Genomic DNA, 15,606 nt, shown 5'->3' with positions numbered 1-15,606 from the left:
TGCAGTAAGGTATTATGAAGAACTTAAAGACTTTGGTATAAAAGTATGTTCAAAAGAATCTAGGAGCAAGTAGAACTGTACTGTTTGATTGGATCAAAAAATCTAAAAACAATAATGGAGAGGTTCCGACAAGAAAATCTGGTAATTATCAAAGTGATAAAGCAAAAGAAAATGCAAGGCTACGTAAGGACTACGTGATTCTCCAGGATGCTTTAGAAATATAAAAAAAAGCGCTCAGCATTCTGGGAAAACAAAAAAAGCTCTGTTTATTGAAACATCTACTATTCACAATACAGAATCTATGAAAGATGAATCAGTTGATATATTTGAAAGCATTGCCACCACGCCATAATTTATGGTGGCATTTCGGTGGCAATTGCTTATATTTTGACTTTATAAACCATTTAAAACGGCTCTATTTCTTAATTAGTAGCGTTACAGTTTCCACATGTGTGGTTATGTGTATAGGAATACGCTTTTTTACCATCAATCTTATCTTCCAGACCTGTCTTATATACGAACGTAATACTATGTGGGTCAGCAGTACCATCTTCATTCCTTGAACCTATTATAACACGGTCTACAATGGACTCAAATACACTCTTATCAAACTCCGTTAGTGTTTCGTTTGCCTCTAATGCACGTTTATAACCTTCAAGTCTTTGGCGTACTTGTTTCTCATTGGTTGTATTGTCTTGCAATCCTTATCTTTGCTCTTTTAGCTCTTGTAATTCAGCATCCAGTTCTGCTTTCTTTTCTGTATAGGTTGATTTATCAATAGTACCATCTAAAAGATTATCAAGTAACTTTTTATTCTTAACTTCAAGTGAATTTATGTTTTTGTTTATCTTATTCAACTGCTTTTCAGAGCTATTATTCTGTAGGCTTGCTTCCATTCTGTTTAAAAACTCCGACAAAACCTCTTTGTTATCCCCACACATAAGTCGATAGCTCTGTACAAATGCACCTTCAATGATAGCTTCATCAATACCTTTGCTTTCAGGACAGTATTTCTTACCTTTTTTAGTACCTACAACAACATTGCCAGTTACTCTCTTTTGATGAGGTGTTCCGCTGTGCCAATTACAGCGAGAAAGGTTACTGCCACAGAAACCACACTTTAGCATACAGCTAAATGTGTACTTTTTATTATAAGCCTCCCTGCGACCGTGAGTGTCTACCTTAGTACGGTTCACGTTACGTCGATTAAATCTCCTGTGCTTTCTCATATGTGTCCTTATAATTTATTAAAATAACAGTTTAGCAATTAAATATTATTTTTTAAACTTACATTTCGTAGGTTTGTTTGCTGTGCTTATTTTTATATAAAAACAACCACCAATGAATTAATGGGGGATTTGTCGGATACACCCCATAAATTTCTTAAGATGATTACATTTGATGGGAGAGGTCAGTAGATAAAATAATTGTCTACCTCCTACTCAACTTATATTCAAACAAAGTTCTTTAAATATTTACTTATCAACTCAGCATTCATAGGTTCACATTTAATATTTGTTCCTCTCAAAGCATTATCAGTATTTTTGGTTTCTAGAATTGGAGCCATTTCACCAGTTCTAATTTCAAAGTTTTCGCATGGATTACTTTTGACTATTTGGAATAGAGATTCTAATAATTTCAAAGGATGTTCACTACCTGATTTATATAGATTTTCTTTCCAAGTAGCATAATCGATATCTTTAGTTTCATATCCACACTCATTAACTAATCGTCCTAATTCGCGAACAGATATATGAACACTATTTAATAAGTTATATGCTTTTCCATATGATTTGCCTTGTTTTGAAATATATATTATAGCTTCAGCTATATAATCTACCTGAGTCATGTGTATTTTCATATTTATATCTGGATATGTCTTTGTTTGAATCATAGATTTAATTGTTCTACTAACTGAATCACTATACTTCCATATACCATTTTTATTATCTCCAGTTATTTCTCCTGGGCGATATATTGCTGCTCTTAATCCCCTTTCTCTTGCAATATGAATTATATTTTCTGATACCCATTTACTTTCACTATATGATAAATAGTATCCTGTGCAACTTGAAAGTGGGTCATCTTCTGATACTGTTTTATCAAAATAACTTGGATTATCAAAAACGCTATATGAAGATATATAGTTATAGTACTTTTGTTTTCCTTCACAAGCAAATTCAATAGTTCTCACTGTTCCTGATACATTAGTATCTTTTAATCTCTCATATGGGTATACAAAATTAAGTATTGCCCCATTATGATATACAGTATCTACAACTTCAGTAAGCTGCTTGTACTTTTCTTCTTCTATTCCTAATAATGATTTATCAAGAGAGCCTATCACTGGAATAATATTTTCCTTATATTCATCTTTCCACAATTTATAATATTCCATATTTTCTTTTAATCTTCTAAAACCATCTTCGTCATCCTTCGCTCTTACATGGCAATAAAGTTTTGCTTTAGTTTCAGCTATTAATGTGTTAATCAAATATGCGCCAACAAATCCAGTAGTTCCAGTTATAAAAATATTTTTCATGGGAGGATTTTCAGTTTCATACTCTTTAGCATAAATGCTTTCATCTAACTTAACTTCATCATATAAATAGCTTTTATCCTTCTCCAATAGACTTACGTCTTCTCCACTTAGAGTTTTATCAATATATTCTCCTATTTTTTCTATTGTAGGATTATCGTATATAAATGATATTGGAACATTTATAGAAAATATATCTTCTATATTGGCTGTAAGACCTAGTACTTCTAAGGAATCCATTCCTAAATTTAGTAAATTATCATTACTTCTAGTTTTATGTGAAAATTCCTTATCAATAATATCACCTAATGTCTTTTCTGTTTCTGTACTATATTCTATAGGTTCACTGCTTTTTAGAGAATTATCTTCTTCACTTAAATTTATTAAATTCAATTTTTCTTCTTTATATAAACTAGCAGATTTCATTATTGATATTTTTCCATTATCAGACCTTGGAAGTGTCCCCTCTCTTATAAATCCAACATGATACGGTGATACTTGAAAATATTTTGATACACAGGAACTTATTCTACCAGCTACTTCATTTAAATTCCCCACCTTTACTATCTTTTCTGGTATTTCAGGAATAATAATTAATCTTTCCTTGTATTCATTTACTACAGGAAATGCAATAATATCTGAATCTTTTAATTCAGATATTTCTTCCTTTAATTTTATTGCAATATCATTTGGTAATATATTTACTCCATTAATAATGATAAGTTCTTTTATACGTCCTGTAACGTATATTTTTTTATTTTTTATAATACCTAAATCTCCTGTACGAAGGAAATTTCCATTATACCCCTTTAATTTTGCATTAAAGGTTTCATTTGTCGCAATTTCGTTTTTATAATAACCTTGGGCTATAGAAGGTCCTTGTGCCCATAATTCTCCGAATTCATCTTCGGCACATTCTTCAAGAGTAGTTGGATTTACAACCTTTATGACTATATAATTAATAGCTTCTCCATTACTTACAAATTGAATTTTATTTGCAGTATTTTCACTAGCTAAAACCCATTTTCCAGCTTGATACTCGTCAAAATCAATTTCTATTCTCTCATCCTCTGAATAATAAGTATTTGTTGTTATTCCACATGTAGCTTCTGCCAGACCATATCCTACTATGAATTTATTCACAGTAATTCCGAATTCTTTATATGCATCAGCAAACTGTTTCATAGTTGAATGGTTAACTAACTCAGAACCATTTAATAATGTCTTTACATTTGATAAGTCAATACCTTTTAGTTTACCAGAAGGCACTAACTTTGGATAAGATTCATAAACTGAGTTTGGTGCAATGGTAACGTCTGCTTTAAAATCACTCATTCCTTCAAACCATCTTAAAGGTTTTTCAAGAAATGCATTTGGTGACATAATTCCTACGGAAAGTTCTTTATCTAATATAGGTGAAAACATTAAATACACAAGACCTAGGTTGTGAAAGAAAGGAACCCAACCAAATAACCTTTTATTTTGCATAGATTCCTTGCTTAAATTAACAAGGCTCACAACATTTCCATAAGATACCATTACCCCTTTTGGCTCACTAGTTGACCCCGAAGAATATTGAATATATATAATATCATCTAACGATACTTCTTCTGGTATGAAATCTTTATCTTCAGTGCACTTCTCTACATTAATTACTTGTAAATTCTCCAATAATGAATTATATTTTTCATCCTTTTTTACTTTTTCTAAAACTGAATGAATCTCATCTTCAATCGAATCGCCACATAATATAAATTTAGGATTACAAGACTCCACAACTGATAAAAATCTCATCATCTTATTGGAATCCGTTGGTGGTGGAATTATTGTAAATATTGTTCCTGCTAATACTGATCCTAAAACTGATAATACATTATCAGCTGTTTGTGTAGAAAAAATAACTACTTTGTCTCCTTTTTGTGCCTTTCTTCTTTTTAACATAGATGCTATAGATAATGATTTTTCAACTAAATTAGCTCTTGTTAATGTAATTACTTGTTTTTCTTCTCCAGAATATTCATAAAAACTAAAACAAATGTCATTCTCATTTTCCCTCGCATTTTCATTTAACACCTTCCAAAAATTATCTTGATATCCTTTAATATAATATTTCATTATATTTCATCTCCCTATATAATTTTAAAAATTCCATATTATGTAAATATTATACTACTGTTTTTACTTAGTATCAAAACTTATAGATGTATTTTATACATAATTTTTATACTAAATTCGAGTACAACTAACATATCCGTGTAAAAATCTTAATTTATATCTAATTTTTGTCTTAGAGTGGTTTTTGTCGGAAATGTTGACTGTACACCTTTAAAATTAAACATAATAAAAACACCTACTCTAAAAATAAGTGCTTTCAATATTTATATAATTTTTAATATTTTCTAACAATGCTCTTTTTCATCTTTATATCTTTTTACTAAATTATAAAAACTATTTTTCTTTAATTGAGTAAGCTCCATTGCTTTTACTGCAGTAATTTCTCTGGCTTTCCACTTATCATAAATTTCTTTCCAGTTACCAGGATATTCAACACCTGGTCTACCTAGTTTTCTTCCTCTCGCCTTAGCTACCGCAATTCCCTCAGCTTGTCTTTGTTTAATCTTTACTCTTTCTTTTTCAGCCATATATGATAAAAGTTCAAATACTATATTTGATATTAATTTCTTCTCTAAATCTGATTTCCCAACAGTATTTAGAATTTCAGTATCAATAACTATTATATTTATACCTGTCTTTTCTAAATCACGCCATTCCTCTTTTATCATTTCCATATTTCTTCCGAGCCTATCAAGCTCTTTAATTATCAAAGTATCCCCTAATCTTAGTAATTCCTCTTTTAATGTAAGATATCTTTCTCTCTTAAAATCTTTTCCTGATATATGTTCTTTTATTATATCTCTATTAACATCTATTGAAATATTATATTTCTTGCGATAATCACTAATACTATTTATCTGTCTATCTAAATTTTGTTCCAATGCTTTTAGAATCAAATGCAAATATAAAGGACATACAACACCGTCTAGGACATTCTAGATTGTCCACAACTATGGATATATATTCACATATTACTAAGCAAATGAGCGACAATACTGTGGATATATTTGAAAATATGCTAAAACAGGATAATGAGGTTTAATAATATCATTTCATTTGCCACCGTGTACTTATTTACGGTGGCAAATGGGTTGAATTGCTTCCAATCTTAAGTTTATAATCGCTGTAAAATAGAGCTATTTCTTAATTAATTTAACTACTGTTTCTATATGCTTCGTCATTGGGAACATATCGACAGGCTGAACTTCCACTGTCTCATACTCTAACTGCTCTAAGTACTTTAAATCCCTTGCCAAAGTGCTTGGATCGCAAGATACATAAACTACTCTTTTGGGTTTGGCCTCTCCAATTGCATCTAATAATTTAACATCACAACCCTTTCTTGGTGGATCAATAACTATAACATTTGGTTTAATTCCATCTTCAATTAATTTAGGTATTATTTCTTCTGATTTCCCCACATAGAATACAGAGTTTGTAATTTTATTATTTTTGGCATTTATTATTGCATTATCTATTGCTTGCTCTACTATTTCAACACCATAAACTTTTCTTGCTTTTTGAGACAAAAATAATGATATTGTTCCTGCACCACAATAAGCATCAAAAACCACTTCAGTTCCAGTTAACTCAGCATATTCTAAAGCTTTATTATATAATACTTCTGTTTGAATTGGATTTACTTGAAAAAAAGAAACTGGTGATATGTTAAATTTGTATTTTCCTATATAATCTGATATGAAATCTTTTCCCCATAAAGTGATGAATTTATCTCCTAAAGCTAAATTGGTATCCTTAGAATTTATGTTTTGAATTATACTGGTTAAATTTTTACTTTCATTGCTTAGCAAATCTAATAGTTCCTGCTTATATGGAATTTTTTTATTTGTAGTTACTATTACAACCATTATTTCATCAATCTTGAAACCTCTTCTGACCATTATATTTCTGATTAAACCTGATTCGTAAAAAATCCCATCCCTATTAGCTGGTTCTATGGAATATTCTAGCATCCAATTCTTTATAATTTTTATAATTCTATCAGAGTCTTCATTTTGAATATGACAAGTCTCTATATCAAGAATCTCATGGCTCTTTTCACTAAGAAATCCTATTGATAGTTCCCCATTAGTCAATCCAACAGAATAAATGCCTTTATTTCTATATTTATAAGGATTTTTCATTCCAATAGGAACTTTAACTATTTCTGATGATAAGCCACCTATTCTCTCAATACAATCTTTTACTCTATTAAATTTAAAGTCAAGCTGACCTTCATAATCTGAATGCATCAATGAACATCCACCGCACTTATCATAATTAATACACTCCGGAATTTTTCTCATACAACATTCTTCTATTACTTCAATAAGCTTCCCATAAGCATAGTTCTTCTTCTTTTTAATTACCTCTATCTTTACAGTTTCATCCTTGAGTGCTCCTGGGACAAATATTGGATATCCTTCTATCTTTGCAACGCCTTCACCTTCATAGCCCTGAGAAATGATCTTCACAATGTATTCCTTATTTTTTTCTACCACATGCACACGTCCTTTATTTATAACTAAACTTTTTATTTAATATTTATCATTATTTTCTACATTTTATCATATTTAAGATAATCTCGCCTTAATATTTTTCTTTAAGCTCTATTAGTTTCAAAATTCCTTAATACCATTAAAGGAATCTACCCTTTTTAAATATTGTTATTTTTTTAACCTTTAAATTTTCTTATACAAAAAAAGAGCACCTTTCGGTGCCAATACAGAATCAGTTGCCATTTAATTCCATAACTATTAAGTTATTATTCCTTGTTTAAAGCAATAATATACATTATATATTAAATCTCACTTGTATAATTGTTAATTTTTTGTTAACTTTTTTATTCAAGTTCTAAAATTTTAAATTAATTACAAAATCCTATAGTTTTTCTATATAATAAGAGACCTTGATATAGTATATCAAGGTCTCAAAATATTACTAAAAATTATGTTTAGACTTATTTAACAACATCAATCTTTAATAAGTTAGTTGCACCAGTTTGAGCTACAGGTACTCCAGCTGCTAATACAACTGTTTCTCCTGCTTTAACAAATCCATTGTTTTTAGCTATTTCAACTGATTTTTCTAACATCTCGTCAGTTGATTCCATCTTGTTAGCAACTACTGCATATACTCCCCATGAGAATGCTAATTGTCTAGCAACTATTGGATCTGGAGTAATAGCTATGATTGGACATTCTGGTCTACATTGAGAAATTCTCTTTGCAGTAGCTCCAGTTTGAGTTGAAGTTAATATTGCAGTTGCTTCTAATTCGTTAGCTGCATTACTAGCTGCTCTTGAAATAACTCCTGCGATAGCTGGAATGTGTGATTTAGCTTGAGAAACAGCTACTTTATATTCTAAAGATTTTTCAGTTTCTTCAGCAATTCTAGCCATTGTAGTTACAGCTTCTACTGGATAATCTCCATTAGCACTTTCTCCTGATAACATGATTCCATCAGTACCATCTAAGATAGCATTAGCTACGTCTGAAACTTCTGCTCTTGTTGGTCTTGGATTTCTCATCATAGAATCTAACATTTGAGTTGCAGTGATAACTGGTTTTCCAGCTTCTTTACACTTCTTGATCATCATCTTTTGAACAGCAGGTACTTGTTCTATTGGAATTTCAACTCCCATGTCTCCTCTAGCAACCATTAAAAGGTCTGAAACTTCTAATATTTCATCAATATTATCAACACCTTCTTGGTTTTCGATCTTAGAACAAATTAAGATTCTTTCTCCACCATTTGCATCAAGTATTTCTCTGATAGTCTTTACGTCAGATGCTTTTCTGATGAATGAAGCAGCTATCATAGTAACTCCAACTTCACATCCAAAGATTAAATCTGATTTATCTTTTTCAGTAAGTGCTGGCAACTTAATAGATACTCCTGGTACATTAACTCCTTTATGAGTTCCAACGAATCCAGTGTTTTGAACTTCACACTTAATAGCATTTCCTTCGATAGATTTAACAGTTAATCCTACTAAACCGTCATCTATTAAGATAGTGTTTCCAGGCTTAACATCATTAGCTAATCCTGCATATGTAACTGCACATTTAGTTGTATCACCAATTACATCCATATCTCCAGCATATACTGTAAATTCTGTTCCTTTAGTTAATTCAAGCTTCTTTGGTTCGAATTTACCAGTTCTGATTTCTGGACCTTTAGTATCAAGAATTATTGCAATTTCTCTATTTAACTTCTTTGATAATTCTTTAACCTTTGCAATTCTTCCACCGTGTTCTTCATGATCTCCATGTGAAAAATTATGTCTTGAAGCATTCATTCCTGCAAGAACTACTTTTTCTAAGATTTCCATATCTTCACTTGCTGGACCAATAGTACATATCATTTTAGTTTTTCTCATTAAACTAACACTCCTCTTTCTTGGATTAATTATACAATTTATATTAATAAACTATAAACAAATTATTATGATAATACTTGAGCTATATCATATAGCTCTTTATCAAATTTACTTTCCATATCTAGAGCTTCATCTATATCTTGGTCTATTATTTTATTATCTTTAATTCCGATTACTCTTGAAGTTTTTCCTTCTAATAATACTTCTATAGCTCTTGCTCCCATTCTTGAAGCTAAGACTCTATCAGTAGCAGTAGGACTTCCTCCTCTTTGAATATGACCTAAGATTGTTGCTCTTGTTTCTATTCCTGTTACTTCTTCAACTTCTTTTGCAAGTTCAAATGCTCCACCAATTCCTTCTGCAAGGATTACCAAATTATGCATTTTCCCTCTATTTTTTCCTTCTAAGATAGTTCTGCAAAGTGCATCCTTATCAAAATCTATCTCAGGAATTATGATTGCTTCTGCACCACCACAAATACCTGCATATAAAGATAAATCTCCACAGTCTCTCCCCATAACTTCTACAATAGAAACTCTTTCATGAGAAGTTGAAGTGTCTCTGATTTTATTTATAGCATCTACTACAGTATTTAAAGCTGTATCAAACCCTAAAGTAAAATCTGTGTAAGCTAAATCATTATCTATTGTTCCTGGTAAACCTATTGTTTTAATTCCAAGCTTTGATAATAATTTTGCACCCATGAATGATCCATCTCCGCCGATAACTACCAACGCTTCAACACCATATGCTTGCAATATTTTAGCAGCTTTTTTTCTAACTTCTTCATTTTTAAATTCTGGACATCTTGCAGTTCTTAGTACTGTTCCACCTCTTTGAATTATATCAGATACAGAATTTCTATCCATACTAAATAATTCACCATTAATTAGTCCACTGTATCCTCTTTGAACTCCCATAACTTCTATACCGTTATGAAGGGCAGTTCTTACAACAGCTCTAATTGCAGCATTCATACCAGGTGCATCTCCACCACTTGTTAACACAGCTATTTTTTTCATAATATATATTTCCTCCTTAAATACCGAAAGGGACTCTTTTTGACCCTTATGTACATAATATAACCATAATTTATTAACCAAGAATTATTGTACATAAAATTCAAACAATTATCAATGATATTTAACCATTTTCTGATATAATTCAAAATAAATTTCTAAATTATATCAAATTTTTTATATTATAAATAACTTTTAAATATTAAATTTATATTGTTAACCAACTTACCCATAAATTTCACTATATATGTGTTACTTTTTATTAGGTATCAATCACCTTATATTATACCCAATAATCGATAAAATAGTAGAATTTGATCTCATTTTTGCAATATTAATTTTTGTAATATTTTTCATTTACCTATTTGCAAATTATAACTCAATTATTTTTACATTTTCTTCCCCTAAAGTTTCTTTTAACATTATTATAACATCACTATCTAATGATACCCATCTATCCTTAGGAACTCTAAATTTTTGTTTTTGCTGACTTTCAAATATATAAATAGGTGTGTCACCTAGATATTCTTTAGCCAATATATCCTTAAGTCTTTTATTAAGATCTCTAGCTGCTTCAGTATTGTCAACTCTTAAATATACCTTAGCTGTATTTACCTGTTCCAAAGGTTCTATACTTTCACATATTAGTTTAGGTGGCTCATCTTCCTTTAAGCTTAATCTACCTTTTACTATTACTAAGCTATCTGTTACACATAACTCTTTCACTTTATCTAATGTCTTAGGAAAAACTATTACTTCTATTGTCCCAGTTAAATCTTCTAGCTTTAAAAATGCCATTATAGAGTTATTTCTTGTTACTTTTTGATTAACTCCAGCTAGTATTCCACCTAGAATTACCCTGTCATTATCTTGTAGGGTTTCTTCCCTATTAAACATAGAAATTTCATCTAAATTTTCTTCAAAGGTTTCATCAAGAGTTTCATGAACCGAGAAAATCTTTGATATTTCATTTGTAGTCTGCATTTTTAAACTTTTTGCGTAATCATCCAAAGGATGTCCAGTAATATATAATCCAGTCATTTCCTTTTCCATTGCTAAAAGATTCTTCTTGTTAAATTCTTTTATGTTTGGATAACTCACTTCTGGATTTTTTAATTCTTCTGTTCCAAACAAGCTTATTTGTCCATCAATATTTCTTCTTTTATCACTAGATATATTTTCAATTAACTTCTCATGTACTGCAATCATTTTCGATCTAAAAACCTTAAAATCATCTAATGCCCCAGCCTTTATTAAACATTCAACTGCACGTTTATTTATAGCTGATGGATCTATTTTGTTTATAAAATCTACTAAAGACTCAAATTTACCTTTTTCTTCTCTTGCTTTGACTATACTGTCAACAACATTTCCACCAACATTTTTTATAGCAGCCATTCCAAATCTAATTTTATCATCTTTAACTGTAAACCTTGAGAAACTTTCATTTATATTAGGAGGCAAAACTTGAATTCCTAATTCTTCTGCTATCCCAATATAATAAGCTACTTTTTCATTAATTCCCATAATTGAATTAAGCATAGCAGCAAGCATCTCTACTGGATAGTATTTCATAAGATATGCTGTTTGATAACCTACAACTGCATAAGCAGCCGCATGGGATTTATTGAAAGCATATGAAGCAAAATCCATCATGTTATCAAATATCTTATTTGCTACTTCTTCATTTATTCCATTTCTTATACATCCTGGAACGATAACTTCGTCCCCTTCAAGAATACCATGAATGAAGTTCTTTCTTTCTTCTTCCATGACCTTGTGTTTCTTTTTGGACATGGCTCTTCTAACCATATCACTACGTCCCATAGAATATCCAGCTAACTTTCTAACAATCTCCATTACCTGTTCCTGGTAAACCATAACTCCATAGGTAACATTTAGCACACCCTCTAATTCAGGTGTTTCATACTGAACTTTATCTGGATTTTTCTTGCACTCTATATACCTTGGTATCTCAGCCATTGGACCTGGTCTATATAACGATATTCCAGCTATGATATCTTCCAAATTATCAGGCTTTAATTCCTTCATGAAGGAAGTCATTCCCGCTGATTCTAATTGGAATACCCCTGCTGTGTTTCCTTCACCTATCATTTTATAGACTTCTTTATCATCAAAATCAATTTTATCTAAATCAATATCGACTCCTCTATTCTCTTTAACCATCTTTATTGCATCACTCATAACAGTTAAAGTTCTAAGACCAAGGAAATCCATTTTTAGAAGTCCAAGCTCTTCCAAGGTATTCATACCAAATTGTGTTACTATCATTTCATCATTTTTTTGAAGTGGTACATATTCAACCAATGGTTTTGATGCTATAACTACCCCTGCAGCATGCGTTGATGAATGCCTTGGTAAGCCTTCTAAATCCATTGAAACGTCAATTAGTGTTTTTATTCTTTCATCACTATCATAGGCAGCCTTTAATTCTGGATTCAAATCTAAGGCTTTCTCAATTGTAATTCCAAGCATTGTTGGTATCATCTTCGCAATTTTATCCACTTCTGTATAGCTATAATTCATGGCTCTTCCAACATCTCTTATACACAGTCTGGCTGCCATAGTACCAAAAGTTATTATTTGAGATACATTATCTGCACCATATTTCTCAACAACATAATCTATCACTTCTTGACGTCTTTCGTAGCAGAAGTCACTATCTATATCCGGCATGGATACTCTTTCTGGATTTAGGAAACGTTCAAAGATCAAACTGTACTTTATAGGATCTATCTTAGTAATTCCTAAAGTAAATGCAACAATAGATCCAGCTGCTGATCCTCTTCCTGGACCTGTAGGTATTCCATGATCATATGAAAACTTAATGAAATCCCAAACAATTAAGAAATAATCTATATATCCCATTTGTTTGATTACTCCAAGTTCATATTCTAATCTATCCACATATTCTTTAGCTTTTTCAGAGTTTTCCACAATTTTATTAACTTCTGTGTAATTTAGCTCTTTATTTCTTAATTCTTCAAATACATCATATCTTTCAATCAAACCTTTATAGCAAGTATCTTTTAAATACTCATAAGGATCCTGCCCTTCTTCTAAAGGAAACTTTGGAAGCTTTGATTCATGAAACTTATACTCGTAATTACACTGTTCTGCAATTTTCATTGTATTTTCTAAGGCCTCTGGTACATATGAAAACATATCATACATTTCCTCAGGTGATTTCAAATAAAACTGATCTGACGGATATCTTCTCCTATTAGGATCATCTATGGTTTTAGCTGTTTGTATACACATTAACACGTCATGGGATTTTGAATCTTCTTTATTTATATAGTGAACATCATTTGTAACAATCAATGGTATTCCAGTTTCTTTAGATAATTTCATATTATCCTCATTAACCTTCTTCTGCTCTTCCATACCATGATCTTGTAATTCTAGATAAAAATCTCCGTTAAAGATATCTTTATATTTTAATGCGACTTCTTTAGCCTTTTCATAATTTCCCTTAAGCAAATTTGACTGAACTTCTCCACCTAAACACGCACTTAAAGCAATTAAACCTTCACTGTGCTCTCGTAAATAATCACAATCAACTCTAGGCTTATAATAAAACCCTTCAATCGAAGCTATTGATGCAATCTTCATTAAGTTTTGATATCCAATTTCATTTTTTACTAATAAAACTAAATGATAAGTTGAATTTTCTTTATCAGGCTGCTTAATATGCATTGATTTAGGTACTACATATATTTCACACCCTAAAATTGCTTTTATATCATTTTCTTGAGCAGCCTTAAAAAAATCCACAAGTCCATACATGACCCCGTGGTCTGTTATCGCTATGCTGTCCATACCTTTTTCTTTAGCAGCTTTCATAAGCTTTTTTATTTTGCCAGAACCATCTAACAAACTATATTCTGTATGTAAATGTAAATGACAAAATTGCTTTTCCTTCTCCATGTAACTCCTCCTCTCCTTATGATAATTATATCCATAAGTCATTTGAAATTGTCTGCTTTTTAATTATAGCAATCTAAGACTATTTTTTATATAACTTTATCTCAAAAATCGCAAATAACCAAAATCTCAATTCAAATCATTATTGATTGAAATTTTGGTTATCCTTTACAATTGAAAATCTAAAGTTTTACTTCCTTCCATATAAGGACCTATAACCTTTTTGACTTTTTCAGCGTGGAACTCATTCACATCATAAGCCAAATAATCTTCTTCATTATCAAATCTTGTTATGATTCCTATATCATAACTTCTGTCACTTCTAATGGTGTCTACTCCAACTTCTAATTTCTTTAATTCTTTAATTTCCCCATTCATAGATAATAAAGTATTTTCTACAAATTTCAAGTTATCTGTTGTTGGTTCCTTTAATTTAAAAAGTACAATATGCGTAAACATAACACCACTCCTTCAGTTATCAGTTTACAGTTAGAAGTAAACAGTTGACAGTTGGCTTATTCTACAACTGTAAATTCTAAACTGTGCACTGCCTAGTTGTTTGTTCTTAATTCTTCTGCTATTTTCTCAATTTTTCTTAATCTATGATTAATACCTGATTTTCCTACTGGAGGATCAAGCATTTCTCCTAATTCCTTTAAAGATTCATCTGGATAATTTAATCTTAATTCTGCAATTTCTCTTAGGTTCTCTGGAAGTCTTTGAAGTCCAATCTGTGATTGAATTAATTTTATGCTTTCAACTTGTCTTACTGCTGCATTTACAGTTTTTGAAAGATTAGCTGTTTCACAATTAACAAGTCTATTTACATTATTCCTCATTTCCTTCATTATCCTTATATTTTCAATTTCTAACAAAGATGAATGAGCTCCAATTATATTAAGCAAATCTACAATTTGCTCACCTTCCTTAATATACACTATAAAGCTGTTTTTTCTTTGTATCACTTTAGAGTTCAACTTAAATGTATTAATAAGATTAGATAAATCTTTAGCGTATTCCTCACTATGAGTTACAAATTCCAAGTGATAGGTTTTTTCTGGATTACTAATACTTCCTCCACCAATAAAAGCGCCTCTTATATATGCCTTTTTAGCACTTTCTTTCTTAAAAACATTATCTTCTATTCTGTAATCTAAACTCATTATACCATCAATTTCTTTAAGTATACCAGTTTCATTTAGCAGACCTCTAACGCCCATTTCTTCTGATATTACAACCATGTAGATATTATTCTTTTTTAAAGAATTACTTTTTTTAACCATTAATTTTGAATGAATATCACAGTGGTCCTTTAAAAGTGTAAATATTAATCTTGCACTTGCTGGATTTTCTGTGGTCATTTTAAAGCTAAGTCCACTTCCACTAAAAGCTAATGTACCACTTACTTTCATTATAGCTGATATTTCTGCCAATGCTTCTTCCCTTGAAATATCTATATATCTGCATATTTCTCCTTTAACTTTAGATGAAAATGACATTTTATTTCCTTCCTTATCTATACAAATTATCAATTATCAATTATCAATTATCAATTATCAATTATCAATTATCAATTATCAATTATCAATTATCAATTATCAATT

The 15,606-nt window shown here is 30.5% G+C and carries 8 protein-coding genes and 2 pseudogenes; 1 reads left to right on the top strand and 9 read right to left on the bottom strand.

Going from position 1 to position 15,606, the window contains the following annotated elements:
* Positions 1-704: 704 nt before the first annotated feature.
* The 3 genes and pseudogenes from L3B98_RS10840 to L3B98_RS10830 all read right to left on the bottom strand — a co-directional run.
* Positions 705-1,127, bottom strand: a complete 423-nt coding sequence (locus tag L3B98_RS10840) for a hypothetical protein (protein ID WP_238916618.1) — start codon at positions 1,125-1,127, stop codon at positions 705-707.
* Between the two features lie 326 nt (positions 1,128-1,453).
* Positions 1,454-4,654: a thioester reductase domain-containing protein gene (locus L3B98_RS10835; protein WP_238916617.1), complete on the bottom strand. Its 3,201-nt coding sequence runs from the start codon at positions 4,652-4,654 to the stop codon at positions 1,454-1,456.
* 284 nt (positions 4,655-4,938) lie between these two features.
* Positions 4,939-5,562 (bottom strand): annotated as a pseudogene (locus tag L3B98_RS10830) (recombinase family protein); the annotation flags it as partial.
* Between L3B98_RS10830 and L3B98_RS10825 the strand changes: the two are divergent.
* Positions 5,535-5,696 (top strand): annotated as a pseudogene (locus L3B98_RS10825) (site-specific integrase); the annotation flags it as partial. The pseudogenes L3B98_RS10830 and L3B98_RS10825 overlap by 28 nt on opposite strands.
* A gap of 94 nt (positions 5,697-5,790) precedes the next feature.
* Here the strand turns inward: L3B98_RS10825 and rlmD are convergent.
* The 6 genes from rlmD to whiA all read right to left on the bottom strand — a co-directional run bounded on the left by rlmD (position 5,791) and on the right by whiA (position 15,501).
* Positions 5,791-7,155: a 23S rRNA (uracil(1939)-C(5))-methyltransferase RlmD gene (gene rlmD / locus L3B98_RS10820; RefSeq protein ID WP_238916616.1), complete on the bottom strand. Its 1,365-nt coding sequence runs from the start codon at positions 7,153-7,155 to the stop codon at positions 5,791-5,793.
* A 458-nt stretch (positions 7,156-7,613) separates the two neighbouring features.
* A complete protein-coding gene (pyk, locus tag L3B98_RS10815) occupies positions 7,614-9,035 on the bottom strand; it encodes a pyruvate kinase (protein ID WP_238916615.1) in 1,422 nt (473 codons plus the stop codon).
* Between the two features lie 65 nt (positions 9,036-9,100).
* Complete coding sequence (gene pfkA, locus L3B98_RS10810) at positions 9,101-10,057, bottom strand: 6-phosphofructokinase (RefSeq protein WP_015395558.1); 957 nt, start codon at positions 10,055-10,057, stop codon at positions 9,101-9,103.
* Positions 10,058-10,426: 369 nt separating this feature from the next.
* Positions 10,427-14,005, bottom strand: coding sequence for a DNA polymerase III subunit alpha (locus L3B98_RS10805; protein WP_238916614.1), 3,579 nt, complete (start codon positions 14,003-14,005; stop codon positions 10,427-10,429).
* A gap of 165 nt (positions 14,006-14,170) precedes the next feature.
* Positions 14,171-14,461: a Dabb family protein gene (locus tag L3B98_RS10800; RefSeq protein WP_238916613.1), complete on the bottom strand. Its 291-nt coding sequence runs from the start codon at positions 14,459-14,461 to the stop codon at positions 14,171-14,173.
* Between the two features lie 92 nt (positions 14,462-14,553).
* Entirely contained in the window at positions 14,554-15,501 is a 948-nt protein-coding gene (whiA, locus tag L3B98_RS10795; RefSeq protein WP_238916612.1) for a DNA-binding protein WhiA, read from the bottom strand.
* Positions 15,502-15,606: the final 105 nt, after the last annotated feature.

This window comes from Clostridium sp. YIM B02555 (assembly GCF_022320955.1).
GTDB lineage: Bacteria > Bacillota > Clostridia > Clostridiales > Clostridiaceae > Clostridium > Clostridium saccharoperbutylacetonicum.
This window is presented reverse-complemented; position numbering and strand designations above follow the sequence as displayed.